Source organism: Methylobacter tundripaludum (assembly GCF_002934365.1).
Lineage (GTDB): Bacteria > Pseudomonadota > Gammaproteobacteria > Methylococcales > Methylomonadaceae > Methylobacter_A > Methylobacter_A tundripaludum_A.
Genome location: NZ_PTIY01000003.1, coordinates 118,213 through 143,839, shown reverse-complemented (window position 1 = coordinate 143,839; position 25,627 = coordinate 118,213). Strand labels below are relative to the sequence as shown.

The window sequence follows — 25,627 nt, the reverse complement described above, 5'->3', positions numbered from 1 at the left end:
AATGGATAAGAAACAATCTCGTATGAAGCGCGCATTAAAATTGCGTAGCAAAATTAAAAAATTAAGCACTGTTCGTTTGTCAATTCATAAGACTTCGCAACATATTTATGCGCAAGTAATAAGTGCTGATGGAACGAAGACTTTAGCTAGTGCATCAACTACTCAAGCTGAAATTAAATCGACGTTAAAAAATACTGGAAATATTAGCGCAGCAGCTGAAGTTGGAAAATTTATTGCGCAAAAAGCAATTGCTGCCGGAGTTTCTGAGGTGGCTTTTGATCGTTCAGGATTTAAATATCATGGTCGCGTTAAAGCATTGGCTGACGCTGCTCGTGAAGCCGGTTTGAAATTTTAGGGGAATAAGATGTCTACAGCACCTTCTCAGGTTAGTGCAGATGGGTTACAAGAAAAATTAGTTAATGTAAGACGTGTTGCAAAAGTTGTAAAAGGCGGTAGGGTTTTTGGTTTCACAGCATTAACAGTAGTTGGTGATGGTGAGGGCAGAGTCGGCTACGGTGTGAGTAAAGCTCGCGAGGTACCTATTGCCATACAAAAGTCTTTGGAGCAAGCGCGCAAAAATATGCGTAAGGTTTCTTTGAAAGGCGACACATTGCAATATCCTATTATGAATACTACTGGCGCGGCTAAAGTTTACATGCAGCCCGCTTCTGAAGGTACCGGTATCATTGCTGGTGGAGCAATGAGAGCAGTATTTGAAGTAGTTGGAGTGCATAACGTATTAGCTAAATGTATTGGAACTAGTAATCCTATTAATGTTGTTAGAGCAACTATTAATGGTCTTACAGGTATGCATAGCGCTAACCAAATAGCTGCAAAACGCGGCTTATCAGTTGAACAGATTATTGGGTAGTGGTTATGACTGGCAATAAAATAAGTGTTACGATGACAAAAAGTAGATTTGGGCGTTTACCGCGCCATCAAGCCTGTTTAAAAGGTTTGGGCTTGCGTAAAATCAACCAGACGGTTGTTGTGCTCAATACACCTGAAAACCGAGGTATGATAAATAAAGTATCGTACATGTTAAAATTCGAGGAAGTTTAATGTTTTTAAATACTATCCGTTCAAGTGAAGGGGCTCGAAAGAAATCAAAGAGAGTGGGCAGGGGTATTGGCTGTACGCTAGGTAAAACTTGTGGAAGAGGCCATAAAGGCCAGAAAGCTCGTAGTGGTGGCTTTCATAAAGTTGGCTTTGAAGGTGGGCAAATGCCTTTGCAGCGCCGACTGCCTAAGATTGGCTTTACTTCATTAATAAGCAAGTACTCAGCAGAAGTAAGGTTAAACGAATTGAATAATCTAGCTGCTGAAGTGATAGATCTTAAGGTTCTAGTTGCAGCAAATATAGTTCCAGTATTTACAAAAAAAGCTAAAATCATTAAATCTGGTGAGTTGACCAAACCTGTTGTTGTAAGAGGGATTAATGTAACAGGTGGAGCTAGAAAATCTATTGAAGCAGCTGGCGGAAAAGTAGAGGTTTAAGTGAGTACTTCAAGAGCTCAGGTGGCAGGCAAAGTTGGTGGTTTTTCGGAGCTTAAGGCTAGACTGCTTTTTGTTTTAGGAGCCTTTTTTGTATACAGAGTCGGTGCCCACATTCCTGTTCCTGGAATAGATCCTAAGGCCCTTGCTGTTATGTTTGAACAACAGAGCGGATCAATTCTGGATATGTTCAATATGTTTTCGGGTGGCGCTTTGATGCGTTTGAGCTTATTTGCTCTTGGTATAATGCCCTATATTTCGGCGTCAATTATTATGCAGTTGATGACGGTTGTTATACCAGCAATGGAGCAATTAAAAAAAGAAGGCGAGTCAGGTCGGCGTAAGATTTCGCAATACACTCGATTTGGAACTGTTATTTTGGCGACTTTTCAGGCTATTGGAATTTCTTTGGCGTTGCAGAACCAAACTGCTGGGGGTCTTTCGGTAGTTTTGAGTCCAGGTATTAGCTTTATTGTTATCACAACTGTTACTTTAGTTACCGGTACAGTTTTTTTGATGTGGTTAGGTGAGCAGGTTACTGAGCGTGGTATTGGTAACGGTATATCACTTATCATATTTGCCGGTATCGTTTCTGGTATACCCAAAGCGGTAGGTGGTACATTGGAACTGGCGAGAACAGGTGAAATGAATGGGGCATTTATCATTTTGCTGTTTCTTTTATCAATTTCCGTCACAGCGTTGGTTGTATTCGTAGAGAGAGGACAAAGAAGGATTTTGATTAATTACCCAAAGAGACAGCAAGGTCGTAAAATGTATGCCGGGCAAAGTAGTTTCTTGCCACTAAAACTTAATATGGCGGGTGTAATACCACCTATCTTCGCATCAAGTATAATTTTATTTCCAGCTACGATTGCAGGATGGTTTGGAAATAGTGATGGGTTTTCCTGGCTTCAGGATGTAGCTACAATGCTCTCTCCTGGGCAGCCTGTTTATGTTATTTTTTATGCAACAGCTATTATTTTCTTTTGTTTCTTTTACACGGCTTTAGTGTTTAATTCAAAAGAAACTGCTGATAATTTAAAAAAATCGGGTGCATTTTTGCCTGGAATAAGGCCTGGTCTTCAGACAAGTTCTTATATAGACAAGGTCATGACTCGATTAACATTAATTGGTGCATTTTATATTACACTTGTATGTTTATTGCCTGAGTTTTTGATTGTGTACTGGAATGTTCCGTTTTATTTTGGTGGAACATCTTTGTTGATTATTGTTGTGGTTGTAATGGATTTCATTTCTCAAATGCAAACACATGTTATGTCCCAGCAATATGATGGCTTGATGAAAAAAGCCAATCTAAAGAAATAAATTATTGCAAAAGAGCAATATCTAGGAGTTAGTGAGTGAAAGTTCGAGCCTCTGTAAAAAAAATATGTAGAAAATGTAAGGTTGTAAAAAGAAATGGCGTTGTCAGGGTTATCTGTGAAGACGGAAAACATAAACAACGGCAAGGATAATAATTGTTGCGCCGTTATTAATGTAATGCTATAATTTGGCGCTTAACTTTAGAGTACTACCAAGGGGAGTATCTAGATGGCACGTATTGCCGGGATAAATATACCAGATCATAAGCATGCAGTGATTGCATTGACCGCAATTTATGGCGTTGGACGTCAAACTGCAAGTGAGATTTGCGCTGAAGTGGGTATTGCGCCTTCGATAAAAATAAAAGAACTAACTGAAGAACAGTTGGAGTTAATTCGAAATGTCGTTTCGAAGATGACGGTAGAAGGCGATCTTCGTCGCGAAGTTTCTATGAATATCAAACGTTTGATGGATCTTGGTTGCTATCGCGGGATAAGGCATCGTAGAGGATTGCCTTTAAGAGGGCAGAGAACGAGAACAAATGCTCGTACTCGCAAAGGCCCACGTAAGGCAATTAGAAAATAAGATATTCCTTTAAAGAGGGTTGAGGTAAATGGCGAGTCAAAATCGTTCTAGAAAACGTATTAAAAAAGAAGTTGCTGATGGCATAGTGCATGTGCATGCATCTTTTAATAACACAATTATAACTATCACAGATAGAAAAGGTAATGCTCTTTCCTGGGCAACATCAGGAGGGTCTGGTTTTCGAGGCTCACGAAAAAGCACGCCATTTGCTGCGCAGGTTGCCGCTGAAAAGGCCGGGTCAGTCGCTTTAGAGTTTGGGATGAAGAATCTAGATGTAATGATTAAGGGGCCTGGACCTGGGCGTGAGTCCGCTGTCCGTTCTCTGAATAATTTGGGATTCAAAATAAACAATATTGTTGATGTGACGCCGATTCCACACAATGGTTGTCGGCCTCCAAAAAAACGCCGCGTATAAAAATCTGGAGTAGTTTGTTATGGCAAGATATCTTGGGCCTACCTGTAAATTAAGTCGAAGAGAAGGGACAGATCTGTTTTTGAAAAGCAGAGGAAAGTCTTTAGAAAATAAGTGCAAATTGGATCAGCGTCCTGGTCAGCATGGTACTAAGCGTACAAGAAGTTCTGATTATGCGCTTCAGTTAAGAGCTAAGCAACGCTTACGCAGAATATATGGCATTTTAGAAAAACAGTTCAGAAACTACTATAAGTCGGCGGACTTAAAGAAAGGGGCTACAGGTCAAAACTTGTTGAACCTGCTAGAGTCAAGATTAGACAATGTGGTGTATCGTATGGGCTTTGCTTCTACTCGCGCAGAAGCTCGTCAGTTAGTTAGCCATAAGTCTATCCAGGTAAATAATGTTTTAATCAATGTTCCTTCTTACCAGGTTTCTCCTGGCGATGTTCTTTCTATTAGAGAGAAAGCAAAGAAACAACAAAGAATTGTTGATGCATTGACTGTAACTGAGCAATATGGATTTCCATCTTGGGTTGAGGTTAATTCTAAGGCAATGTCAGGTACATTTAGCGCCTTGCCAGATCGTGTAGATTTGGGCAGTGACATTAACGAGCAATTAGTAGTTGAGCTTTACTCTAAATAATCGCAGTTTTGAGGGATATAAATGCAGAATTCTATTTCTGGCTTGCTGAAGCCCCGCTTAGTTGAGGTAATAAGCAAAACACCTAATCATTCTAAGATTGTTATTGAACCTCTTGAAAGGGGATTTGGTCATTCTATTGGTAATGCTCTGCGGCGAGTGCTGTTGTCTACAATTCCCGGTTGTGCAGTTACGGATGTTGAAATTGAAGGCGTTCTCCATGAATACACTACTATAGAGGGTGTTCAAGAAGATGTAATTGATATTTTGCTTAACCTTAAGAAGTTAGCAGTTGTGCTTCATTCCAAAGATGAGGCTGAGCTTACTCTTTCAAAGCATGGGGCAGGTTGTGTTACGGCTGCGGATATTATAGTTCCACATGATGTGGAAATTATTAACCCAGACTTGGTAATAGCTAACCTAACGCAGGTTGGTGTTTTAAACATGAAGATCAGAGTGCGCCGAGGAAGAGGTTATGAACCTGTCAGTGTTCGTAAGTCAAATTCGGAGCATAGTCTGGTAGTTGGAGCTCTTCAGCTGGATGCTTCATATAGTCCGATTATAAAAGTAGCTTATCAGGTTGAAAGTACGCGTGTTGAACAGCGTACTAATTTAGATAAATTAATAATCGAATTGGAAACAAACGGTACTGTTGATCCAGAAGAAACTATTAAGCTTGCTGCTACCATACTTCACGATCAGTTATCTGTATTCGTTGATTTTGAAAAAGTAAATGATCAACTTGCAGAAGAGGAGGTTGAAATTGAAGAGATATTTGACCCTGTTCTTCTTCGTCCTGTAGATGATCTTGAGTTAACTGTACGTTCAGCTAACTGCTTGAAAGCTGAGAATATATTTTATATTGGAGACTTAATTCAACGTACTGAAGTTGAGTTGTTGAAAACTCCAAATCTTGGCAAAAAGTCCTTAACAGAAATAAAAGACATTCTTGCTTTAAAGGGTTTATCTTTGGGTATGAGGTTGGAAAATTGGCCGCCTGAAAACTTAGCAGATCAAACTCACGCAATAACACACTAACATTAGGTCTTCTTACAATGAGACATCGTAAATCCGGTAGAAAATTCAATATAAATAGCAGTCACCGCAAGGCGCTATTTAGTAATATGGTTAGTTCATTATTTAAACATGAATTAATAAAGACAACTTTACCAAAAGCAAAAGAGTTAAGAAGCTACGCCGAGCCATTAATTACTTTGTCTAAAGAAGACAGTGTCGCTAAAAGACGTCTTGCTTTCGCTAGGTTGCGTGATCGCGATGTTGTGACTAAGCTTTTTAATGAACTAGGCCCCCGTTACAAAAATAGAGCTGGTGGCTATCTGCGTATTATGAAATGTGGATTTAGACCTGGTGATGATGCTCCTATGGCTTATGTCGAGCTGGTTGACAGACCTAGTTCTTCTATAGAAGATTAATGGTTTGTTAATTTAAAAAACAGTTTATAAAATTAAATCGGTCCTTGGAACTAATAATATATATTTTAGTTCCAAGGACTGACAGATAAAATTGAAGTCCATTTACAAAGTCTCATCGTAATTTCATCTAATGGTTCAAATCTAATCTGGCAGTACTAATTTTGATAAGTATCTGTCAAATTAAATTCTCTTTCTTTTCCTGTCATTTTGCTATCGTGTGTTGTCACCGGTGATGTCCCTTACAGCACTTGCCTCTTACAAGACTGATACTTCTATCTAGTCGGCAATTCTCCCTTATTTTTAAGATAAATCCAAACGAATATGCCGGAAGTCACACTTTGTGAGTTCTTTAGATGTTGGATTGGTATTGGCGCTTGCTTAACACTCTAGGTGTTTGGTTAGTTGCTTTACCGCCCTTGTGTATCCATCAATCAAGTCGATTAGATTAGTCCGCTACGGCAAGCTTTATACAATGATCGTCCCTTTCGGTTTTACCCGGCTTGCTCTCCACGATTCAATCACAGCTGATTTCCATCTGCGAAGTTTAGTTCACCGATTTTATATCCATATTCATCCCACATGATAAGTAATCCATCTCTCTTGCCATCTTTGTATTTGGTTTCGACATATCTTTTGCCATTTGAATGGTGCATTTCATGTCTGCCTGAGAAAGGTTTATCTTCATTAGGCAAATAAGCAAGCTCATTTCTAATGTCCAGATCTGCTGAAGTGACTATTTCTTTCGGTTTTGTATCTTTTAAAACAATTTCTTTAGGCTTGACAGTTTTTTTCGTCTTAACTGCTTTCTTCGGTTTCTTGTTTTGGGAAATATTCTGTTTAGCTCTTTGGTGTGCCTGCGCCCTTAATTGCTCTAAAACCCTAATGTCGGCGTTACAGTCAGAGATAAAAAAAATTGTCGTTAATAAAAAGATTATTTTTTTCATAAAATACCTTTAAAGCCTTGTGGGATAGGCTGTTTACGTCTGGCTTGCCGACTATTTCCGTTTAAATCCATGTAGCATCGCCCGGGCCAGATTTTCACGGTGTATATAGCTTTCAACGGCAACGCCTACGACATGCACAATTACCAGAATCAGCGTGAAGTTGGCGAAAAATTCATGTACTTCTTCCCACATTTTTTCGTTAGCGGGGCCGATAGCCGCCAGCGGTCCGGCGGCCTGATCGGCTCCGTACACCGCAAAGCCGGTGATGACCGTCGCTAATAAACTGATCAGCAATAATACGATCATCGCCGCCCCCGCCGGGTTGTGGCCGATGTAACGTTGGGTTTTTAATGCGATCAGGTCTTTAACATAAGCGATCGACTTGGCAGGACCGCATAAAAAATTCGAGAATCGGGCATAGTCGTTGCCGACAAATCCCCAAATCAATCTGAACACCAATAATCCGGTCACCAGATAACCGGCCCAGACGTGTACTGTTAATAAGTCGTCTTCAGTCAGGTAAGCGATAAAAAATCCGGCAACCAGCAGCCAGTGAAAAATTCTAAGCGGAAGATCCCATACTTTAACGAATGCTTGCGATTCCATTTTTGTACTCCTGTTGTATTGATAAGTTATTGGGGTAAAAGGAAAAATGCTCTTGAGCTGACCATTACTGTGAAACCTATTCTAGTTATCGGCAGGCGATCGATTAACATTACCCACAATAGTCTCGGTTTGCCAGCCGCCGCCTAATGATTTGTACAGGGCGACCAGGTTACTGGAAAGCTGGGACTCGCTGGCGACCAGCAAGCTCTGGGCTTGATAAAGCGCCGTTTGGCTGGTCAGTACGTCGATAAATGCGGTCAAGCCCTTTTGATAGCGCTCGTTGGCTAATTGAACCGCCAGTTGGTTTGCTGCAACGGCTTGCGCCAGGGCTTTGTGCCGCTCCTGCTCTTTGCTGTAGGCGATCAGCGCATCTTCCACTTCTTTAAATGCGGATAATACGGTGGATTGATAGCTCAGGAAGGCTTGCTCGAATTGCGCTTTTTTGCTGTTGATATTGGCGTTCAGTTTTCCCCAGTTGAAGATCGGCAGGGTTAATGTCGAGGCTGCCGACCATGATTTTCCGATCGGGGTGAAGTCGGTGACGGTTGTGTTTTGTAAACCGAGGAATGCGGCCAGATTGATTTTTGGATAAAGCTCCGCAGTCGCAACGCCGACCGATGCATTGGCGACGGCCAGTTGCCGTTCGGCGCGGCGAATATCCGGCCTGCGCTGTAATAATTCGGACGGGAGGTTGGCTATTACATTAGCGGCAACGGTTGGGATAACGCCTTGCTGGTCAAGCCGAACGGCCAGCGCACCGGGTTCTTTGCCCAGCAATACGCTGAGTGCATGTATCGATTGCTTGACTAATGCTTCATAGTTCGGCAATTGCGCCTCTGTCGTGGCAGCCAGGGCTTGCGCCTGAGTTTCTTCAAGCATGCTCGCAAGTCCCGCCTGTCGCCGGATTTGAGTCAGCTGTAGGGTTTCCTGTTGTGCATGCAAATTTTCACGGGTGATTGCGATCAGTCGTTGATTGGCGCGCAGCTCGATGTAATTGCGGGCGACATCGCCCAACAGGGTGATCAGGACATCCCGGCTGTTTTCAACTTCGACATCAATCGTTGCATCGGCGGCTTCTACCGCACGCCGGATGCCGCCGAAAAAATCCAGCTCCCATTGTGCGTCAAAACCCATTTGAAAAATATTGATGAACTGATTGCCGATGCCAAAACCGCCGCCCGCAGAGGATGTGCCGGTTTGGGAAGCCGGCGAGGAGGAGTTGTTGAACCGCCTGCTGACGCTGCTTTTGGCGTCCAGGCTGGGCAAGCCCGCTGCAATGGTCGCGGTGCGCAGGGCGCGGGCGTCTTTAACACGCTCCAGCGCAAGCTTTAAATCCAGGTTGGAAGCGATAGCGTCGCCGATCAGTTTGTCGAGTACGGGGTCGTTAAAGGTTTTCCACCATTTGTCCGGTTGGGCTTGTGTGCCGACAGCCGTTTCAGTCCATTGCTCAGGAACCGGGATTTTCGGGCGCTCATAGTCGGGGCCGACAGCGGAGCAGCCGGATAACAGCAGGACAGCAAAAAGCGCAAGCGGGCGACGGATCATAACGGCGAGCCGCCGTTGCCTGCATAATCCTTGGCTTCGATGAATACGTCCATTTGCTGGCCGACATAGACCGGCAGTTGGTTCCGGTCGAAACTGTACAGCGCCTGCAATACACGGGTATCAACCTGTTCGGTGCTGTCGCCGGTCAGCGATTTTTTAGGTACCACGTAGGGCTCCACATAAGCCGGAGTCAGATCGGTTTTAAAGTTTCGATTGCCGCGCAGGTATGCAACCGCCTTGCTGTTTTTGTCAAACCGCCAGGCATCATTTTCGTCGATGTCAACCCGCACATGCAGCCGGTCCATATTGCCCAGCACCAGCAGCGGTGTGTTCAGGGCTCCGGCCTGGGCGAATTCGCCGGGCCGGATATTGACTTGCAGTACCTCGCCGTCTATCGGAGCCTGAACGACGAGCCGGGCCAGCGTGGTTTGTGTCGTTGTCAGTGCGGCTTCGGCCTGCTGTACCAGGGCCTTGGCGCTGTCCAGTTTGGTTTTGCTGATAAGCTCGGCATTGCCCCGTCTAAGCAGCTCTTCGGAACTGATGGCGCGCCGGTCGGTCACCGCCTCGGCTAGATCGCTCAGTGATTTGGTGTCTTTGAGCGCAGCTTCCGCTTCGTTAACGTCCGTCCGGGCTTTTGCAAGATCGGCGAGTTTAACGGCCAAGTCGGCGCGGGTCTCGCGGTCGTCCAGATAAAACAGCGGCGTTCCGGCTTTGACTTTGTCGCCAACTTTGACGGCCAAGGTCTTGACGATGCCGGACAAGGGCGTTCCGATGGCGATATTCCGGCTTTCCGATTCGACAATACCCGCCCCGGCAATAAACGATTTAAACGGTGCGGAGGCGGGCGCGGCCACGGGCGGAGCAACCGGTGTCGGCTTGTTGCTGCTAACGACCGTATAAGACGCAAAAAGGAATCCGGCAACCGCCAGTATCGGTAATGTGTATTTGACTTGCATATCACCTCCTGTAGATAGTTTTAGGGTAACGTCCCATTAATAATCAGTAAATCAACTAAAAAATCATCACCACGAAGACACGAAGGACACGAAGTTTTATTTTTAAACGATGAAGAACATGAAGGATTTAAGTCTTTATGTCCTTCATGTTCTTAATGGTCATTGTCCACGAAAAGCACAAAAGGCTCGAAAGTTTTGCCGCATAATTTTTAGCCTTTAGCCTTTAGCCTTTAGCCTTTAGCCTTTAGCCTTTAGCCTTTAGCCTTTAGCCTTTAGCCTTTAGCCTTTAGCCTTTAGCCTTGTCCCTTGTTTCTTTAACCTTAACAATATGCCCGTCATCCATTTCGGCAATGCGGTCGGCAAAGTCGAAAATCCGGGCGTCATGGGTCACGATGACCAGCGCCCTGTCTTTGTGCAAAGCCACTTCCTTGAGCAAGGTCATCACATTGCGCCCGGTTTCATGATCCAGCGAACTGGTGGGTTCGTCGCAAACAATCAGTCTCGGGCTATGCACCAGCGCTCTGGCAATGGCGACGCGTTGCTGCTGTCCGCCGGAAAGCTCCGAAGATAAAGCCGTGACCCGCGCGCCCAAGCCCACTTGCTCCAGAACAGCAATGGCCTTGCGTTCGGCCTCGGCGCGCTTCATGCCGTTGATGATCAGCGGTACCGATACGTTTTCCGCCGCGCTGAGTGCCGGCAGCAAGTTAAAGGCCTGAAAAACAAAACCGATGTTGCGCGCCCTGAAATTCAGTTTGTGTTGATTGCTCATGTTCAGCAAATCCTCGCCGAATACTTCGCAATAACCGCTGTCCTGATCCAGAATGCCGGCGATGACTGAAATCAGCGTGGTCTTGCCGCAGCCTGAAGGGCCGACCAGCATCATCAGTTCGCCCAACGCAATATCCAGATTGACGCCGTTCAGCGCGGTCACTTTTTGGTCGCCGGTATCGTAAACTTTGACCACATTCTGGCAGCGTACCGCCAATGATGACGGATTCATGCCTTAGCCTTTAAACACGATAGCCGGTTCCAAACGGATCACTTTAATTATGCTGAGCAGCGCCGCAAAAATACAAATCAGGCTGACTCCGGCGCCGCTAAACAGCAGCAGTTGCCAGGGAAACTTGAACGCCAGTATCGTATGACGCATCGAATAGCCGAACAAAGCGGTCAAACCGACGCCCAGGCCGTAACCGATGACGCCGACTAAAACCGCCTGTAATAAAATCATGCGCAGCAATATCCAGTTGCTGGTTCCCATCGCTTTCAGCACGCCGAATTGACGCAGGTTCTCCAGCGTACTGTTGTAGAAGGTCTGGCCGGCAATGGCCGCGCCGACGATAAAGCCCAGCAGCACCGAAATGCCGAAATTTATCGGGATGCCGGTGTTGTGCATAAAATACTCATAAGTCAGTGTTGCAAATTCTTCTCGCGTATAAGCCGCCAAACCGGTTGTTGCACGGATACGGCGGGTCAGCTCGGCAAGGTCTTGTCCTTGTTTGGCTTTAACCAGAATGAAGGACAGCAGCTTGCGCTCTTTGGGTGCGTAGTTCTTGGCGCGGGAATAGGTGGTGTAAACCACGGGTTGGGACTGAAAGGTACGGGTGACCTTGGCGATGCCGACAACAATCGCGCGATGATCGTTTAACTCCAGACTGTCGCCGACTTTAAGCGGAATGGGCTTGCCGCCGGGTATCGGCGAAGGCTTGCCCAGTTTATCCTGGGCGCCGTCTATATCGACGATGACGCCGTCGCTGCGGCGTAAATCTTCAATCGTTCCTTCCAGCATGACCGGCGGTCCGCCGATTAATGTCGCGTCGTCCAGGCCGATAACATTGCAGGTTTGAAAGGTGCCGTCGAGCAGCCGCGCTTTTAGCAACCCCTTGTACATCGGCATGGCCCACTCCACGCCTGAAACGCCGCGTACCCGATAAAGCTCGGTGTCCTGCAAGGGCTTGATGTCATCGACGAACTGCACTTTAGCGTCCATGACCCATATATCGGGCAAGCCTACATCCGATATGAAACTGTAAGAGCGCGACATAATTCCCAAAAAAATGGCCGGTTGTTGGGTCATGATTAACGACGCAAAGGTCAGCCCCATGACGATACCGAGATATTTGCCCCGATCTCCCATCAGCATTTTTAAGGCAATGTGATTCATGAGTTTGAACTCGTTGTTGGTTAAGCTTAATTTTATCATGCAACGCAAATTGACAACGCACAACCGTATTCATAGAATAGAAACCATGAACCAATTACCTATGATTTCATCCCTAAAACAAAACACACGATGGCTGCGAAAAATTATTAGCTTTCGCCGCAGTGCTGTTTTTTTGGTTCATTAAGTCCATTTTAGCTAAGCAACTGCGGGTCTTGTCCCCAGTCACTTAGTTAGTCTTTCCGGCAAGATTCGCAGTTTTCCCAATTATAAGGAGAAGTTTGTGCATCAACCCGAATCCGCTATACCGCAAAACAATCGTCAGGTTATTATCGGTTGCCTGTTTGTTTTACTCGGCGCGTTAGGCTTTTCAGCCAAAGCGGTGCTGATCAAGTTGGCTTATGCTTACAGTCATCAATTGGATGCGATCACTTTGATGGTGCTGCGCATGGCGATTTCATTGCCTTTTTTTCTTGCGGTTGCGTTATGGTCGGCTAACGATTCGACACAAACGAACGATGCGCAACGTTTAAATAGGCTGGACTGGCTGATGATTTTCGGCCTAGGTATATTGGGCTATTACGTTGCCAGCTTGCTTGATTTTGCCGGACTGCAATATATCTCGGCAGGGCTTGAGCGCTTGATTTTATTTCTTTATCCGACTTTTGTCGTTTTGTTCACGGCGGCGATACAACGCCGCACGATTAACCGGCACCAGGCTGTTGCCTTAGGTTTGAGTTATGCAGGGATGATTTTGGTGTTTGTCGACAACATGACGGTAATGACATCATCGGGACTCTTGCTGGGGTCGTCATTGATTTTATGCAGCGCGATCGCGTTTGCCTTTTTCCTGATGGGCAGCGGCATGATGGTCAAGCGGATAGGATCGACGCGTTTTACCGCCTATTCGATGACCGTAGCGTGTCTTGCGACCGGCCTGCATTTCGTAATTCAGCATGGCGTTGAGCTGTTGAATTTGCCGGAGAGCGTTTATTGGTTGGCGTTGATCATGGCGATTTTTTCGACCGTGCTTCCGGCATTTTTAATGAATGCCGGGATCAGGCGCATCGGCGCCGGTTCGGCGTCGATCATCAGTTCTATCGGGCCGATAGGGACGTTGGCGCTGGCTTTTTTGTTGTTGGGCGAGACTTTGACGATAGCGCAGCTGGCCGGGACTGCTTTGGTGTTGGTCGGTGTTTATGTGGTTAGTCGGGCCAAGGTATAAAATCGGCTAACTATTAATATCAAACAACTGACTGCAAGCTTTGATAACTGCTTGCTGATCGCTATCAGCCAAAACACCGGCTTTTCTGATAATCAAGCGGTTATCAAGGGTAAATAATTTCATTCGGATAATGGAAGCAGAAGAAAGTCCGGTGCTGTTCAAATCGGAAATATTTACATCGTGCAACCAATTGGAATTTTTGGCGCTGGTAATCATCGCCAAAACTTAATGCCCCACTGAAGCATTAAATGAGGTGCTGGATAACACCAAAGCAGGTCGCCTTTTCGTCGTATCTTGATCTGTGCATGGAAAAGGCACGACCACAACAGAAAATGTTTCAAAGATCAGCATACGCTTCGTCATCCGCAGCAGAATTCCATTCGCTCAATGTGTCGTGCAGCGCTTCAGTAAAGGCTGAGTCGATGGACTTCGCTTTGCGAAGATGGACGCCGGCCTGATCAATTTCAAAGACAATCGCATCGCCTTCATGCAGATTCAGGGCTTCCAGAACAGGTTCAGGAAGGGTGGTCTGGTTGTGGTGTATTAATTGGCTGCTGGTTTGCATACATTAAATCCCAAGTTGAATTGATAAGTCACGTAGCCACATACGCATAACGCCGATGACAGTTTGCCTCATTTCGCCTTAAGTTTCTCTAATAATTGCAGCGTCAAAGCATCTCGCTCGCCGTTAAAATACTTGTCAAGGATTCGGGAAAACACGGAGCATGGAGCCGCCACATAGGCAAACAATGTCATGGACGATTTAAGCTTTAGATCATCAGGGTAACCAAATATTTCTGAAATTGATCGTCCTTCAATGGCAAAAACCGCTTCCGCGCATTCCGACAGTCTTTTTCCAAGAACAGGATGATCTAGGTATTGCCGGGCCTCTTCTATGCTCTTAATGGCATAGTGTTTTGATGTTGTACTGTGTCCCAATCCATCAAGTTGCGGGAATATGTACCTCATCCAGTGAGCCCGTTTCCGGCCGCTTTTTAACTCTTCGAGGACACTGTCATAGATGCTTGCTTGCGCAGTCGGGAAACGGCTTAAGTCTATGGCGTCGTTTGCATTTGTCATGCTTGGCTCCTTGTTGTTCTGCTCAACAGGTTATTATCCGGCACATGGGGCGCAATAGAAGCTTTGTCGCGAATGATAATCTTGCAAAGCTTGCGCTTTACCGTGTCATCCTATGTGCTATATAAAAACAAAGAATCCATGACCGGCTATGCAGCAACCACAAGGCAGTTTCGTCCATTTCGTTTAGCTTCATAAAGCGCTTCGTCGGCCAACTTAATTGTGCGGAGAAAGTCAGGGTGACCATCGTGCATAGCGACACCTACGCTGATAGTTACGGTTAAACTGGGTTCCTTTTCAATAACAAATTTCGTGCTCTCAACTTCTAAGCGAATTTTCTCGCCAATTCTTTTTAACACTACTTCATCTATATCACTTAGAACAATTAGAAACTCCTCGCCGCCTAAGCGAAATACAAAATCGCCCGCGCGCACCTGATGTGCCAAGATATTAGCAAGTTGCTCCAGTACTTTGTCGCCGCTGTCATGTCCATAGGTGTCATTAATTTTTTTGAAAAAATCAATATCCAGCGTAACGAGACCAAAAGTTAAATTATTTTTCAGGCTACATTCGGTTTCATGACGTAATACCGTGTCTAAATAGCGTCTATTAAACAATCGCGTCAGTGGGTCGCGTCCACTATCTTGGGCAATAATATCCTTAGCTATATTTTCTAATAGCCACATGGTTTTTGAAACATATTGATCCAATGAATTGAGTTTTTCTTTTCTTTTATCGAGTTGATCAAATTCGGCAGTTAAAGCACACATCGATTCATCCATGTTGTTTAATAACCGCAGTAACATTTCATATTCGGAGTCGGCTAAGAATAATTTGGCTTTGTGTGTAACCCACAGGCCGAAATTGGAATGCCGAATGTTGGGCAAGCTACTTATATTGATTCGTTCCTGCTGAATATTAAGTAATAACTCACGCATCCAATCCGATAGTGACGCGCGTAGCCGTTCACAATCAATGGCTAAATTATGTGTAGAAAACTGTAGTTTAAAAGACTGTACGTCTTTTTCATTGACGACTAAATCACCTTGATAACTTTCATTGATTAGGGCAAGCCCAAGATCCATGATTTGATTGGCCAATATCATCGCTGTTGCCAAGTCATCTCTATTAAATGAAGATTCTTCCAGCAATCGTATGACTTCATCTTTTATAATAAACATACCGTAAACAACAAAACTCATCGGTACGTCAACTCTTCCGTGTATATGGCCTATTGTTATTTGATAATCAATATATTCAGTAATTAGCTTACTGTTATACTTATAAGAAAATGCTAAGTCTATCCATGCCGACAAGCTCGCGCGTAACCGGTCTTTTACAATATCATGGTTAATGAAATATGCCGCTTTGGTATTGCCCAGCATCGTATTATAAAAATGTGTGGCTATCGCATCGCTGTGCGGTTTAATTATCTCTGAAATCTTTATTATTATGTCTTCATTCTTTTTGCAATGAATATTTTCAAATAAATGGTGGTAGTGTTGTTTAGATATTGCCATTTTTTCAATTTTTATTGGGGATTGTTTATATTCTGCTTCACGTTAGTTGCACTTGATAAAATCGATTTTTCTTGATTTTTATTAATGTGACAGCATTCAAAAATACATAAAAACGATTCAGAGCAACCAAACCATTGCCCCGCCAGCAACGAAAAATCAGCCCGTTAGTTCAACCGCGACCTGTTATATAAAGCCAGCACCGTCTTAACGTAATTGCGCGTTTCAGGGTAGGGCGGAATGGAGTTGTTGTACCGGATCACCGCATTTTCACCGGCGTTATAGGCGGCAACGGCCAGATTCAGATTTGAATTAAACATCCTGAGCAAATCTTTTAAATAACGAGTGCCTCCGTCGATATTCTGATCGGGGCTATTCCGGTCAATAACGCCGTAACGCTTTGCGGTATCGGGCATTAACTGCATTAAACCGACGGCTCCTGCGGAGGAAATTGCTTTTGCATCGTAAGCGGATTCCGCCTGAATAACGGCGTGCAGCAGCTTAACATCAACCTGATGCCGGTTGGCCGCCTCGGTAATAATATCGGCGAACTTCTTTTTGTTGACGCCCATATAGGGCAGGGCGGCGGAATAATTTATCGGCCTTGTGCGTATGATGCGTTTGTACAGGCTATGTTTAGGCTTGTCGGTATAGTAGATGCGGCCGTCAGTGTCGACAAATTTATAGATGTCGGCCAGCACCTCGTTCGAGATGAGTAAAGTAGTTAAAATAACGGCAACTCTCATCATTGATGTTTGCCTACCTGTCGGGTTTAATAACGATCATGCTTGCGGCTTTAACGGCTCTGCTTCTGGCTTCATCGACCGTTTCGGCGGTGGCTAACGCAACGCCCATGCGCCTTTTGGTAAAAGCCTCGGGTTTGCCGAACAACCTGACTTCGCTGGTCGGGACGGACAGCGCCTGGTCCAGTCCTTCGTAAATCACGCCTTCGGCATCTACGCCGCCTAATATGACCGCACTGGCTCCGATGCTTTGCATCGCGGTATCGACCGGTAAGCCTAAAATGGCTCTGGCGTGCAATTCGAATTCGTTTTGTTTCTGGGTGGCCATCGTCACCATGCCGGTATCATGCGGCCTGGGGCTGACTTCGCTAAACCAGACGGCATCGTCTTTGATAAATAACTCAACGCCGAACAGACCGAGTCCGGCGATCTCATTGGTTATTTTGAAAGCGATGTCCTGCGACGCTTTTATCGCGGCGGCACTCATGGCTTGCGGTTGCCAGCTTTCCCGGTAATCGCCGCTTTCCTGCACATGGCCTATCGGAGCGCAAAAGTGAGTCTCGACTTCGCCGTGCTGATTCAGCGCGCGCACCGTCAGCAGGGTGATTTCAAAATCGAAGTCTATTTTCGCTTCGACAATGACCTTGCCGGTATCGACCCGGCCGCTGGATTTGGCGTAATCCCAGGCCGCCTTAAGTTGGTCGGCGCTTTTAACCATCGACTGGCCTTTGCCGGATGAGGACATGGTCGGCTTGATAAAACACGGATAACCGATGCCGCCGTCAACCGCCGCCTGCAATTCGTCGAAACTTTGCGCAAACGCATAGTTCGAGGTGGGGATTTTAAGCTGTTCGGCGGCCAGGGTTCTGATGCCTTCCCGGTTCATCGTCAACTGAATCGCCCTGGCGTTGGGTACCACGGTACACCCGCCTTCAGCTTCAATGTCAATCAGCGCCTGGGTCGCAATCGCTTCGATTTCCGGGATGATAAAATCCGGCTGTTCCAGCGCGATCAGTTTTTTGACTGCCTCGGTGTCGGTCATATCGATCACATGGCTGCGATGCGCGACATGCTGCGCCGGTGCATTCGGATAGCGGTCAACGGCAATCACTTCGACGCCGTAGCGTTGCAGTGCAATAGTCAGTTCCTTGCCCAACTCGCCGCTGCCGAGCAGCAGGGCTTTGGTTGCGCCGTTTGATAATGCGGTGCCTATTTTCATTATGAATCCGCCAGATAGTTGTCGATGTCTTCTTTGGAAAAACCGATTTTTTTCGCCACGCGGTCGGCATGGCTGACCCGCGAAATGCCCGGAACCAGTTTGTAAGTCGGCGCGTCGTCGGCAAACTCGACCTGTCTCGGCAGGCCTATGCGCTGAGCGACAAAATGATCGACCAGTTGATGGTTGTGGGTGATTAAAATGGTGCTGTTGCCTTTCCGGTAAAAGCCGTTCAGCACATTCGACGACGATTCCATTTTTTCCTCGAAGGTCGTGCCTTCGGATAATTCGTCCAGCACCACCAGGCTTTTCGGGCTTGCGGCCAGGAAAATATCTTTGGTGCGTTTCAATTCGGTGCCGAAGCGGCCTTCGCCGTCATCCAGATGGCTGATGTCGGGGGCCTGATAAAAAATCCGGTCGGCGACGGTCAGCGTTGCCGATTTGGCCGGAACATAGCAGCCGATTTGCGCGAGCAGCTGGATTTGGGTGACGGTTTTGCAAAAAGCCGTCTTGCCCCCGCTGTTGGGGCCTGTGACCAGCACCAGTTTGTCGTCTTCCAGTACGAAGTCGTTGCCGACATAATCCGGGTTTTGTTTGCCCAAAACCGGGTTTCTGGCATCTTCAAGGTTTATCCGGTGATGCGGCGCATCGACCAGTTCCGGCAACACCTTGCTGCCGCCGAACGCATCGGCGAATTTGATAAACGACAGCAATTCGTCGAGCCGGCCCAGCGCATCCAAGGTTTCGCCAACAGCAGGGGAACTCTTGAACTCGTTTCTCAGCGGAATAATGCAGCTGTCGCGGTCGAAGCCGCCGACGATCGGGTAATAGACCAGCAAGAAAGGCACAAAGAAAATACTTGCGGTCGGGATCGCCTCAACCGAAACCTGGAACATGTCGGTCGGGAAAAAATGCGCCAGCGCCCAGACGGCTCCGAAAAACAGGCTGATCAGCAGCGGTTTGAACAGCCGGGGCTTGAAAATAACCGCAGGCGAAAACGAACCTTTCCGTTGTTCCTTGCATTGAATATCGTTTTCAGTGATGTAAACAGGTCCCTGCATCAGCGAATAGGGCCGCGACTCTGCGAAGGCTTTGATTTTGTCGAAAAGGCCTTTCAGGTAGTCGCTTTGCGGGGCTTCGGCAGATTGAACCTGATCGACCAGTTCCAGCATAAAACGGACACCCCGTTTATATTGCAGATAGCCGTAGCCCTCGATTTCATGCTCTTCCCTGGCGGTGCCGAACGTACCTAGGAATTCGCCGAACAACAGCAAATAGAAGTTTTTTTCATCGGGTACAGCGTATTGGATGATTTGTTCAAGCCGCTCTTTTAGCGCCGGATTATTGCGCAGTTCTTCAACGGCTTGCTGTTTGGCCTTGATCTGGTCCAACTCATTCATCGGCTGGGCTAAAGAACGGTATAACACCGCTTGCCCGGCAATCGTCGAGGCGTGATTGACGGCGTCGAACAGTTCATCAACTTCAATGGTGTTGAAGGTTCGCTGGTCGATAACGCCGTCACCGGTTTCCAGCGGTTTGCTGGATTTGATGGTCGGCCAGCTGCTGTCTTGCCAGCTTTGTAATAGTGTTTGTTTCATCTGATTAGCCTTTGTCCGCCGTTTGCAACACCAAAAGTGCGTATATTCAATCAATAAATGTCAACAGATTGATTCACCACGAAGACACGAAGGGCACGAAGAAAAAGCCAACATAAAAACTTCGTGTTCTTCGTGCCTTCGTGGTGCAATGTCTAAAATTAAAGCTTCTGTTCAAGCAGATTAACTATAGCATCAACATGAATTTCCGAATCATTCAATGCGGCTATATAGCGATATTCTTCACCGCCGGACTCCATAAAAATAGCCTTGTTCTCCATCGCTATTTCTTCCAGCGTTTCCAGGCAATCCACCGCAAACCCAGGACAAACGACATCCACCTTTTTAATGCCGCGGCCCGGAAGCTCCTTTAAGGTGTCCACGCAATAAGGTTTCAGCCATTCCGCCTTGCCGAAGCGCGATTGGAACACAATCATCCATTCTTTCTCACCAATACCCAATTTTTCGGCAATCAGGGCCGCGGTTTTATGGCATTGGTGAAAATAAGGGTCGCCCCATTTTGTCAGCTGCTCGGGCAAGCCGTGAAAGGACATCAATAACAGCTCGTTTTTGCCGTGTTCCCGCCAGCTCTGCTTGATCGATTCGGCGACTGCGGCGATATAGTGGCTGTGCTGGTGATAATCGCTGATGAAGTGAATGTGGGGCAGATGTTTCCAGGTATTCAGTTCCTTAACCATGTCGTCATAGATGGACGCGGTGGTGGTTGAGGAATACTGCGGATACAGCGGCAGGATGATTAAGTTATCGACGCCCGCCGTTTTGAAGGCTTTTAACTGCGTCGCTATCGAAGGTTCGCCGTAGCGCATTACATGCCGGGTAGTGACGCCTCTGGCATGCAACCTATCCGCAACCCGTTCGGTCAATTGCAGGGTCAGGAAAATTAACGGAGAGCCTTTCTCATGCCAGATATTGCGGTAGGCTGAGGCCGATTTGCGGGGGCGAAAGGGCAGCACAAAAAAATGCAGTATCACCCACCATAATGGCCGCGGCAGGTTGACGACGCGCGGGTCCCAAAGAAATTCCTTAAGAAACCGCCTGACCGCCGACGTTGTCGGTGCGGTAGGCGAACCCAGATTCGCCAGTAATACACCGGTCTTTTTCGTCGTCATCAGTTCGACCTCGTTCGCCACAGGTCAGACCTATCGGTTGATCAAATTTAAAAATTCCGAGCGGGTGCTGATTTCTTTGCGGAACACGCCGGTCATGACTGACGTGGTCATCACCGAATTTTGCTTTTCGACGCCGCGCATCATCATACACAAATGCTTGGCCTCGATAACCACGGCCACGCCTCGGGCGCCGGTTGCCAATTCAATCGCGTCCGCGATTTGCTTGGTCAGTTTTTCCTGGATTTGCAGGCGGCGTGCGTACATATCGATAACGCGAGCCACTTTGGACAGGCCCATCACTTTGCCTTTCGGCAAATAACCCACATGGCATTTGCCGATAAACGGCAGCAAATGGTGTTCGCATAAGGAATACAGCTCAATATCCTTCACAATAACCATGTCCTCGGTGTCGGCGCTAAAGATGGCGCCGTTAAGCACTTCTTCCAGCGTTTTTTCGTAGCCGTTGTTTAAAAATTTGAAAGCCTTGGCCGCACGTTTTGGCGTATCGAGCAGGCCCTCGCGATTTAAATCTTCACCGACCGCTTCGATAATCTTGGCAAAATGCTGTTCCATTGTTTCAATCTCAGTTATAAAAATAGTCGGTCAGTATACAGTATGGCGTTGTGAATTTTAAAGCTTCCGCTCCCTGCTCACGCTCCTTACCTACATCCCTGTAGGCAAAGCTCCCGCTCTTTACCTATATCCGAGCAGGTAGTGCTTCCAAAACCACATTGATGTCCGCGCCGGGTTTGCAGACATTTTCGCTAAGATGCCTGCGCCAGCCCCTGGCGCCCGGCTCGCCATGAAAAAGTCCTAAAATATGCCGGGTGATGCTGTTTAAGCGGACGCCGTCGTTAAGCTCAAGCTGCTGCCGAATATAAGGGATTAACAGCTCCATAATCATTTCCCGCGACCGCGGCTCTTGGGTCTCGCCATAAAAGCGCCGGTCCACATCGGCCAATATATAAGGGTTGTGATAGGCCTCCCTGCCGACCATGACGCCATCAACATGCTGCAAAACAGCTTCGGCCTGCTCCAAAGTCGTGATGCCGCCGTTCAGGATGATTTCCAGCTGCGGAAAGTCCTGTTTTATTTGGTAAACCATATCGTAGCGCAACGGCGGAACATCGCGGTTTTGTTTCGGCGAGAGGCCGCTCAGCCACGCCTTTCTGGCATGGATGATAAAGGTTTCGCAGCCGGCGACGGCAACCGTCGATACAAACTGCACCAGTTCTTCATAAGAATCGCGCTCATCGATGCCGATTCTCGACTTGACCGTGACCGGAATCGACACCGCCCGGCTCATTGCGGCAACGCATTCGGCGACCAGCTCCGGTTCCGCCATCAGGCAAGCGCCAAAACGGCCGTTCTGCACCCGGTCGCTGGGGCAGCCGACATTCAGGTTGACCTCGTCATAGCCGTAATCTTCTGCCATCTTGGCGCAAACGGCTAATTCCCGGGGATTGCTGCCGCCCAATTGGAACGCCACCGGATTCTCAGCGGCATTAAATTGCAAAAAACGGCGGTGGTCGCCGTGAATCAGCGCGCCGGTAGTCACCATTTCGGTATACAAAAACGCGTGTTGTGAAATCAGCCGATGAAAATAACGGCAGTGCCTGTCGGTCCAGTCGAGCATTGGGGCAATGCATAACCTCCGAGCAGGCGGAATACCTACTGATTGCCTACTTACGGCTGGTTTGTATGATGCTTTTATATTTTTATTGTCGGTCATTATATCTCTATTTTTTGCTATTTTTGCTCTGCCGGTGCTACGATAGTCCTACTCAATTTTGGTGTAGGACTATGGCGAGCATTACTAAGCGGAAGCGCAGCGACGGCACGATTGCCTACCGGGCCGACATACGCATTAAAAGAAAAGGTGTAATTGTACACCAAGAAAGCAGGACGTTTGACAGGCATGCACTTGCTAAAGCTTGGGGGGCAAAGCGCGAACTGGAATTGCAGGAGATTGAGGTTTATGGCGAACAAAAGTCGGTTTTGATTAAAGATCTTATCAGCCAGTATATCGAACGGTTTGTCGATAATTATGGGCGCAGCAAACAGGCTGACATCAAACGACTGACAAACTACGACATAGCAAATATCGACGCCTATAAACTGAAGGTATCACACCTAATGAATCACTGCATTGAGCGCAATAAAGTGGCGCAGCCGCAAACGGTGCAGAATGATGTGATTTGGCTACGCGTCATCATGCGCACTATGCGAGATGTTGACGGACACGACTACAGTATGGATGTGTTTGATGATGCCACAATCGCGCTAAAAAGGGAAAAGTTGATAGCAAAGTCAAACAGAAGAGAGCGCCGGCCAACTTCGCTTGAATTGTGGCGATTATCACGCTATTTTGCAAAACGAGAGGGGACTATACCCATGCTGCGCATAATGTGGTTTGCAATCTACTCAACTCGGCGGGCGAACGAGGCTTGCAGGCTGTTATGGTCTGACAATAATGATCAAAAGGCGACTGGCATGGTCAGAGATCTCAAGCATCCCAAAAAAAAGAAGGGGAACAATAAGCGGTTCAAATATACGCAATCAGCCTGGAAAATTGTTCAAAAGCAGCCTAAGGTAGACGAGCGGATTTTCCCATACAACTCAAAAACAATTTGCAGCTACTTTGCTGACGCCTGCGAGATGCTGGAAATACATGATCTGCATTTCCATGATTTGCGCCACGAGGGAGTTAGTCGTTTGTTTGAGTCGGGGCTACAAATTGAGCAGGTGCAATTGGTTAGCCTTCATCAGAGCTGGACAGAGCTAAAACGATATACTAATTTGCGTCCTGAAAATTTGATAGCTTAGCGCTGTGGCGGCTTGTCGCACTTGAACTAAGAGTTATACATTAATGCGAGCAATATTAACTTACGAAGATACGGGCAACAAAAGGACTTGCGGGTAAACAGTAGGTGCAACGGGGCGGGAGATTTTTGCATAATTTACTCTGGCGCAGAGGAGCAAATACATGCTGCGGCGAAAGAGTTATTGCAAAAACTAGAGCGAGACAGAAGGATTGGAAAATGGATTATGGTCTACGACCAAGAGCAGTACAACGGACAGGCAGTTAAGGAAATTTATGTATAACGCCATGTTCAGGCGACCGCCGCTAAAGGACGCCAACAAGCACGAATAACTTTGAAAAACACCAACCTGCGAACCGCGCTTAGGGCGGCGGTTCGCCTTGACCGATTAGTTAGGCTTTGATGATGACAGTATCTGTACTTTTTGCCAGATCAGACAGCAACTACAAAATGCTGGACGGTTGCGATGTGTGGGACGCGGAGCGCGATGCACTACGATGGCCAGGCGGTAATCCAGTAATTGCACACCCTCCATGCCGGGCGTGGGGAAACTTTGCAATGTTTGCAAAACCACGCCCTGGCGAAAAAGAGCTTGCGATTTGGGCTATTGAGCAAATTAGAGCGTTTGGCGGAGTGCTTGAGCATCCGGCGGGGTCAAAGTTGTGGCCGACGCTGGGATTACCAGAGCCAGGTAAGCGCGACAATTTTGGCGGCTGGACGCTCCCGATAAACCAGCATTGGTGGGGACACCGTGCGGAGAAAAAAACGCGGCTTTATATTGTCGGCTGTGAACCAAAAAACATCCCGAACATGCCAATGCGCTTGGACTACCCAACGCATGTAATCGGCGATGTGGGAAGGGCAGGAAATGGGAAGCGGCCGGAAATAAGCAAGGCCGAGCGCGAGCACACACCGCCTGATCTTGCATCCTGGCTGGTAGCATTGGCCGAAATGTGTGTGCTTAACGCGCTGAAATAACCAGCGCCGCCCACGACACCTCAAACAAAACGAAGATTATTAACGGCGTCTGGTTAATTGACGGGTTAGGCCATACGCATAAAGTGTATACAAAAGTATAGACAAAGGGATAAAAAAGGAGGAGAATCTTTAGTCAATGGAGTAGATAACTGATCCAGGCGGATACCGGACGAAGCCGGTGATTATCGGAGATAAGACAATGAAAACACTATACACATCAAGCAGACCTGATTCAGACTTTGCCATCGTTGATGTTGATGGCGTTATTTATGCCGTTGACGAAGACCGAGTAATGGGCGGATTAGGTAAATACAAAATTGGGCGCACCAGTAAATTTCAAGCAGGATCAAATGAATTTATTGAAGTTTCGCCAGAAGGCGATGTAACTAAAATAGATGCCACTGCGGACGATTGCGTATTTTTTGGCGATTTCGACTTTGATGATGACGCCGAAACTTTTGAGGATTTATTTTGAGACCGTCAAGGAAATCGATTAGCAGTAACTAATCGATAAATACGAAGCTTCACTTCAATGAGGCCCTGACGATCTCGGGGCCACTCTAAGACTAAAAAAGGCCAAAGTCAATGACGCCAGAAGAATTTGATTTAGCAGCATCAAAAACAAGACTAAGACCACATACTACCGCCACTGCACGAGCCGTACTTGTTGATGGGATGGGATTGACGCAAGCCGGTAATGCTGCTACACCGCGAATGATGCGGCAACAAGTGGCCGATGCCGTAGCAAGGATTGAGCGAGAGTACCGTAAATTAATTGGCGCACCGCAAGGATGGGGATGCATCACATTAGTATTGCCGCGATTTAGCGAGGACTGGGACGAGGCCGAGGAATTGCAAAAACGAGCTTATGAGCGAGCCGGTCTTAAGCTGCCCGCAACAGCTAACGCGCCGTAGCGTAGCGGAGGTCGCCGTTGAGCGATGGGTTATAAATTTATTTTGGAGTATATATGAGCAATCAAGCACAAGAGACAAGAGAAATTTTGGAAGACGTTGTAGGCCGATGGTCGCCAGATACAGGCGAAGAACTTAACATCCGCATGATGCGGGCATTGCTGAATTTGGCGGCATTTGAAAAAGATATTGCGGCAAAAAGGGCCGGACAACAACCTATTAGGACTGATTACCCGATAGATTTATAACTACGGAATATTCGGTAAAAACGACGATTTTTTTAAAAAAAACCGCGCCGCCGAACGGCGGCGTCA

Annotated in this window: 33 protein-coding genes; 17 read left to right on the top strand and 16 right to left on the bottom strand. The window is 46.8% G+C overall.

All coding sequences use genetic code 11. The features are described 5' to 3' along the window. The first annotated feature begins 1 nt into the window (after position 1). From rplR to rplQ, 11 genes are all read left to right on the top strand, one after another. Positions 2-355, top strand: a complete 354-nt coding sequence (gene rplR / locus B0F88_RS04830; protein WP_104422814.1) for a 50S ribosomal protein L18 — start codon at positions 2-4, stop codon at positions 353-355. 9 nt (positions 356-364) lie between these two features. Beyond that, positions 365-871: a 30S ribosomal protein S5 gene (gene rpsE / locus B0F88_RS04825; RefSeq protein ID WP_006890472.1), complete on the top strand. Its 507-nt coding sequence runs from the start codon at positions 365-367 to the stop codon at positions 869-871. Between the two features lie 5 nt (positions 872-876). Then, positions 877-1,062: a 50S ribosomal protein L30 gene (rpmD, locus tag B0F88_RS04820; protein WP_104423005.1), complete on the top strand. Its 186-nt coding sequence runs from the start codon at positions 877-879 to the stop codon at positions 1,060-1,062. Beyond that, positions 1,062-1,496: a 50S ribosomal protein L15 gene (gene rplO / locus B0F88_RS04815; protein WP_104422813.1), complete on the top strand. Its 435-nt coding sequence runs from the start codon at positions 1,062-1,064 to the stop codon at positions 1,494-1,496. Before rpmD ends, rplO begins: the two co-directional genes overlap by 1 nt. Before the next feature lie 21 nt (positions 1,497-1,517). Continuing rightward, complete coding sequence (gene secY / locus B0F88_RS04810) at positions 1,518-2,819, top strand: preprotein translocase subunit SecY (RefSeq protein WP_104423004.1); 1,302 nt, start codon at positions 1,518-1,520, stop codon at positions 2,817-2,819. A gap of 35 nt (positions 2,820-2,854) precedes the next feature. After that, positions 2,855-2,968: a 50S ribosomal protein L36 gene (rpmJ, locus tag B0F88_RS04805; RefSeq protein ID WP_081466878.1), complete on the top strand. Its 114-nt coding sequence runs from the start codon at positions 2,855-2,857 to the stop codon at positions 2,966-2,968. Between the two features lie 76 nt (positions 2,969-3,044). Beyond that, positions 3,045-3,401, top strand: coding sequence for a 30S ribosomal protein S13 (gene rpsM / locus B0F88_RS04800; protein WP_104422812.1), 357 nt, complete (start codon positions 3,045-3,047; stop codon positions 3,399-3,401). A 28-nt stretch (positions 3,402-3,429) separates the two neighbouring features. Further along, positions 3,430-3,816, top strand: coding sequence for a 30S ribosomal protein S11 (rpsK, locus tag B0F88_RS04795; RefSeq protein WP_006890467.1), 387 nt, complete (start codon positions 3,430-3,432; stop codon positions 3,814-3,816). Between the two features lie 19 nt (positions 3,817-3,835). Beyond that, complete coding sequence (gene rpsD, locus B0F88_RS04790; protein ID WP_104422811.1) at positions 3,836-4,456, top strand: 30S ribosomal protein S4; 621 nt, start codon at positions 3,836-3,838, stop codon at positions 4,454-4,456. 21 nt (positions 4,457-4,477) lie between these two features. Continuing rightward, positions 4,478-5,491, top strand: coding sequence for a DNA-directed RNA polymerase subunit alpha (locus B0F88_RS04785; RefSeq protein WP_104422810.1), 1,014 nt, complete (start codon positions 4,478-4,480; stop codon positions 5,489-5,491). Positions 5,492-5,508: 17 nt separating this feature from the next. Beyond that, positions 5,509-5,886, top strand: a complete 378-nt coding sequence (gene rplQ / locus B0F88_RS04780; RefSeq protein WP_104422809.1) for a 50S ribosomal protein L17 — start codon at positions 5,509-5,511, stop codon at positions 5,884-5,886. A 518-nt stretch (positions 5,887-6,404) separates the two neighbouring features. Here rplQ and B0F88_RS04775 read toward each other — a convergent pair. From B0F88_RS04775 to B0F88_RS04750, 6 genes are all read right to left on the bottom strand, one after another. Further along, positions 6,405-6,830 (bottom strand): hypothetical protein, encoded by a 426-nt coding sequence (locus tag B0F88_RS04775; protein ID WP_104422808.1) that lies wholly within the window; start codon positions 6,828-6,830, stop codon positions 6,405-6,407. Between the two features lie 51 nt (positions 6,831-6,881). After that, positions 6,882-7,436 carry a cytochrome b/b6 domain-containing protein gene (locus B0F88_RS04770; protein WP_104422807.1) on the bottom strand — a complete coding sequence of 185 codons (555 nt, stop codon included), beginning with the start codon at positions 7,434-7,436 and terminating at the stop codon, positions 6,882-6,884. Between the two features lie 81 nt (positions 7,437-7,517). Further along, entirely contained in the window at positions 7,518-8,981 is a 1,464-nt protein-coding gene (locus B0F88_RS04765) for an efflux transporter outer membrane subunit (protein ID WP_104422806.1), read from the bottom strand. Continuing rightward, positions 8,978-9,937: an efflux RND transporter periplasmic adaptor subunit gene (locus B0F88_RS04760; protein ID WP_104422805.1), complete on the bottom strand. Its 960-nt coding sequence runs from the start codon at positions 9,935-9,937 to the stop codon at positions 8,978-8,980. The genes B0F88_RS04765 and B0F88_RS04760 overlap by 4 nt, the downstream gene beginning before the upstream one ends. A 286-nt stretch (positions 9,938-10,223) precedes the next feature. Further along, positions 10,224-10,937, bottom strand: a complete 714-nt coding sequence (locus tag B0F88_RS04755) for an ABC transporter ATP-binding protein (RefSeq protein WP_104422804.1) — start codon at positions 10,935-10,937, stop codon at positions 10,224-10,226. Between the two features lie 3 nt (positions 10,938-10,940). After that, a complete protein-coding gene (locus tag B0F88_RS04750; protein ID WP_104423003.1) occupies positions 10,941-12,101 on the bottom strand; it encodes an ABC transporter permease in 1,161 nt (386 codons plus the stop codon). Positions 12,102-12,381: 280 nt separating this feature from the next. On the opposite strand from B0F88_RS04750, the gene B0F88_RS04745 reads away from it, so the two are divergent. Further along, positions 12,382-13,323, top strand: coding sequence for a DMT family transporter (locus tag B0F88_RS04745; protein WP_104422803.1), 942 nt, complete (start codon positions 12,382-12,384; stop codon positions 13,321-13,323). A gap of 6 nt (positions 13,324-13,329) precedes the next feature. Here the strand turns inward: B0F88_RS04745 and B0F88_RS19635 are convergent, their stop codons facing one another. From B0F88_RS19635 to dusA, 10 genes are all read right to left on the bottom strand, one after another. Then, the gene (locus B0F88_RS19635) at positions 13,330-13,539 is read right to left on the bottom strand and encodes a transcriptional modulator of MazE/toxin MazF (protein WP_258076570.1); all 210 of its coding nucleotides are present in this window, start codon (positions 13,537-13,539) and stop codon (positions 13,330-13,332) included. A gap of 121 nt (positions 13,540-13,660) precedes the next feature. Further along, a complete protein-coding gene (locus B0F88_RS04735) occupies positions 13,661-13,888 on the bottom strand; it encodes an AbrB/MazE/SpoVT family DNA-binding domain-containing protein (protein ID WP_104422802.1) in 228 nt (75 codons plus the stop codon). 68 nt (positions 13,889-13,956) lie between these two features. Further along, on the bottom strand, positions 13,957-14,403 hold the full coding sequence (locus tag B0F88_RS04730) for a DUF1810 domain-containing protein (RefSeq protein ID WP_104422801.1): 447 nt from the start codon (positions 14,401-14,403) through the stop codon (positions 13,957-13,959). A 146-nt stretch (positions 14,404-14,549) separates the two neighbouring features. Then, the gene (locus B0F88_RS04725) at positions 14,550-15,920 is read right to left on the bottom strand and encodes a GGDEF domain-containing protein (protein WP_104422800.1); all 1,371 of its coding nucleotides are present in this window, start codon (positions 15,918-15,920) and stop codon (positions 14,550-14,552) included. 164 nt (positions 15,921-16,084) lie between these two features. Further along, the gene (locus B0F88_RS04720) at positions 16,085-16,666 is read right to left on the bottom strand and encodes a lytic transglycosylase domain-containing protein (RefSeq protein ID WP_104422799.1); all 582 of its coding nucleotides are present in this window, start codon (positions 16,664-16,666) and stop codon (positions 16,085-16,087) included. A 10-nt stretch (positions 16,667-16,676) separates the two neighbouring features. After that, positions 16,677-17,879, bottom strand: coding sequence for a formate-dependent phosphoribosylglycinamide formyltransferase (gene purT / locus B0F88_RS04715; protein ID WP_104422798.1), 1,203 nt, complete (start codon positions 17,877-17,879; stop codon positions 16,677-16,679). Then, positions 17,879-19,474: a MutS-related protein gene (locus B0F88_RS04710; protein ID WP_104422797.1), complete on the bottom strand. Its 1,596-nt coding sequence runs from the start codon at positions 19,472-19,474 to the stop codon at positions 17,879-17,881. The genes purT and B0F88_RS04710 overlap by 1 nt, the downstream gene beginning before the upstream one ends. 158 nt (positions 19,475-19,632) lie before the next feature. Beyond that, positions 19,633-20,601: a ferrochelatase gene (hemH, locus tag B0F88_RS04705; RefSeq protein ID WP_104422796.1), complete on the bottom strand. Its 969-nt coding sequence runs from the start codon at positions 20,599-20,601 to the stop codon at positions 19,633-19,635. 30 nt (positions 20,602-20,631) lie between these two features. After that, complete coding sequence (folE, locus tag B0F88_RS04700) at positions 20,632-21,174, bottom strand: GTP cyclohydrolase I FolE (protein WP_104422795.1); 543 nt, start codon at positions 21,172-21,174, stop codon at positions 20,632-20,634. 124 nt (positions 21,175-21,298) lie between these two features. Continuing rightward, complete coding sequence (gene dusA, locus B0F88_RS04695; protein ID WP_258076569.1) at positions 21,299-22,270, bottom strand: tRNA dihydrouridine(20/20a) synthase DusA; 972 nt, start codon at positions 22,268-22,270, stop codon at positions 21,299-21,301. A 134-nt stretch (positions 22,271-22,404) separates the two neighbouring features. On the opposite strand from dusA, the gene B0F88_RS04690 reads away from it, so the two are divergent. The 5 genes from B0F88_RS04690 (at position 22,405) to B0F88_RS04665 (ending at position 25,561) form a co-directional block, all read left to right on the top strand. Then, entirely contained in the window at positions 22,405-23,427 is a 1,023-nt protein-coding gene (locus tag B0F88_RS04690; RefSeq protein WP_181049836.1) for a tyrosine-type recombinase/integrase, read from the top strand. A gap of 554 nt (positions 23,428-23,981) precedes the next feature. After that, positions 23,982-24,401 (top strand): hypothetical protein, encoded by a 420-nt coding sequence (locus B0F88_RS04680; protein WP_219820782.1) that lies wholly within the window; start codon positions 23,982-23,984, stop codon positions 24,399-24,401. A gap of 199 nt (positions 24,402-24,600) precedes the next feature. Next, on the top strand, positions 24,601-24,876 hold the full coding sequence (locus B0F88_RS04675; protein ID WP_104422792.1) for a hypothetical protein: 276 nt from the start codon (positions 24,601-24,603) through the stop codon (positions 24,874-24,876). Positions 24,877-24,986: 110 nt separating this feature from the next. Then, the gene (locus B0F88_RS04670) at positions 24,987-25,316 is read left to right on the top strand and encodes a TrfB-related DNA-binding protein (RefSeq protein WP_104422791.1); all 330 of its coding nucleotides are present in this window, start codon (positions 24,987-24,989) and stop codon (positions 25,314-25,316) included. 53 nt (positions 25,317-25,369) lie between these two features. After that, a complete protein-coding gene (locus B0F88_RS04665) occupies positions 25,370-25,561 on the top strand; it encodes a hypothetical protein (protein ID WP_104422790.1) in 192 nt (63 codons plus the stop codon). Positions 25,562-25,627 lie beyond the last annotated feature (66 nt).

Excerpts from the sequence above, each read along its gene's own strand:
- rplQ (WP_104422809.1), top strand. The coding sequence starts at position 5,509 with ATGAGACATCGTAAATCCGGTAGAAAATTCAATATAAATAGCAGTCAC.
- B0F88_RS04670 (WP_104422791.1), top strand. The coding sequence starts at position 24,987 with ATGACGCCAGAAGAATTTGATTTAGCAGCATCAAAAACAAGACTAAGA.
- B0F88_RS04720 (WP_104422799.1), bottom strand. The coding sequence starts at position 16,666 with ATGATGAGAGTTGCCGTTATTTTAACTACTTTACTCATCTCGAACGAG.
- B0F88_RS19635 (WP_258076570.1), bottom strand. The coding sequence starts at position 13,539 with ATGATTACCAGCGCCAAAAATTCCAATTGGTTGCACGATGTAAATATT.
- B0F88_RS04665 (WP_104422790.1), top strand. The coding sequence starts at position 25,370 with ATGAGCAATCAAGCACAAGAGACAAGAGAAATTTTGGAAGACGTTGTA.
- B0F88_RS04760 (WP_104422805.1), bottom strand. The coding sequence starts at position 9,937 with ATGCAAGTCAAATACACATTACCGATACTGGCGGTTGCCGGATTCCTT.
- folE (WP_104422795.1), bottom strand. The coding sequence starts at position 21,174 with ATGGAACAGCATTTTGCCAAGATTATCGAAGCGGTCGGTGAAGATTTA.
- B0F88_RS04725 (WP_104422800.1), bottom strand. The coding sequence starts at position 15,920 with ATGGCAATATCTAAACAACACTACCACCATTTATTTGAAAATATTCAT.
- B0F88_RS04765 (WP_104422806.1), bottom strand. The coding sequence starts at position 8,981 with ATGATCCGTCGCCCGCTTGCGCTTTTTGCTGTCCTGCTGTTATCCGGC.
- B0F88_RS04730 (WP_104422801.1), bottom strand. The coding sequence starts at position 14,403 with ATGACAAATGCAAACGACGCCATAGACTTAAGCCGTTTCCCGACTGCG.
- rpsD (WP_104422811.1), top strand. The coding sequence starts at position 3,836 with ATGGCAAGATATCTTGGGCCTACCTGTAAATTAAGTCGAAGAGAAGGG.
- B0F88_RS04735 (WP_104422802.1), bottom strand. The coding sequence starts at position 13,888 with ATGCAAACCAGCAGCCAATTAATACACCACAACCAGACCACCCTTCCT.
- B0F88_RS04710 (WP_104422797.1), bottom strand. The coding sequence starts at position 19,474 with ATGAAACAAACACTATTACAAAGCTGGCAAGACAGCAGCTGGCCGACC.
- rpsE (WP_006890472.1), top strand. The coding sequence starts at position 365 with ATGTCTACAGCACCTTCTCAGGTTAGTGCAGATGGGTTACAAGAAAAA.
- rpsK (WP_006890467.1), top strand. The coding sequence starts at position 3,430 with ATGGCGAGTCAAAATCGTTCTAGAAAACGTATTAAAAAAGAAGTTGCT.
- rplO (WP_104422813.1), top strand. The coding sequence starts at position 1,062 with ATGTTTTTAAATACTATCCGTTCAAGTGAAGGGGCTCGAAAGAAATCA.
- B0F88_RS04785 (WP_104422810.1), top strand. The coding sequence starts at position 4,478 with ATGCAGAATTCTATTTCTGGCTTGCTGAAGCCCCGCTTAGTTGAGGTA.
- B0F88_RS04675 (WP_104422792.1), top strand. The coding sequence starts at position 24,601 with ATGAAAACACTATACACATCAAGCAGACCTGATTCAGACTTTGCCATC.
- B0F88_RS04680 (WP_219820782.1), top strand. The coding sequence starts at position 23,982 with ATGTTTGCAAAACCACGCCCTGGCGAAAAAGAGCTTGCGATTTGGGCT.
- B0F88_RS04770 (WP_104422807.1), bottom strand. The coding sequence starts at position 7,436 with ATGGAATCGCAAGCATTCGTTAAAGTATGGGATCTTCCGCTTAGAATT.
- B0F88_RS04775 (WP_104422808.1), bottom strand. The coding sequence starts at position 6,830 with ATGAAAAAAATAATCTTTTTATTAACGACAATTTTTTTTATCTCTGAC.
- rpmD (WP_104423005.1), top strand. The coding sequence starts at position 877 with ATGACTGGCAATAAAATAAGTGTTACGATGACAAAAAGTAGATTTGGG.
- hemH (WP_104422796.1), bottom strand. The coding sequence starts at position 20,601 with ATGACGACGAAAAAGACCGGTGTATTACTGGCGAATCTGGGTTCGCCT.
- rpsM (WP_104422812.1), top strand. The coding sequence starts at position 3,045 with ATGGCACGTATTGCCGGGATAAATATACCAGATCATAAGCATGCAGTG.
- B0F88_RS04690 (WP_181049836.1), top strand. The coding sequence starts at position 22,405 with ATGGCGAGCATTACTAAGCGGAAGCGCAGCGACGGCACGATTGCCTAC.
- purT (WP_104422798.1), bottom strand. The coding sequence starts at position 17,879 with ATGAAAATAGGCACCGCATTATCAAACGGCGCAACCAAAGCCCTGCTG.
- rplR (WP_104422814.1), top strand. The coding sequence starts at position 2 with ATGGATAAGAAACAATCTCGTATGAAGCGCGCATTAAAATTGCGTAGC.
- B0F88_RS04755 (WP_104422804.1), bottom strand. The coding sequence starts at position 10,937 with ATGAATCCGTCATCATTGGCGGTACGCTGCCAGAATGTGGTCAAAGTT.
- B0F88_RS04750 (WP_104423003.1), bottom strand. The coding sequence starts at position 12,101 with ATGAATCACATTGCCTTAAAAATGCTGATGGGAGATCGGGGCAAATAT.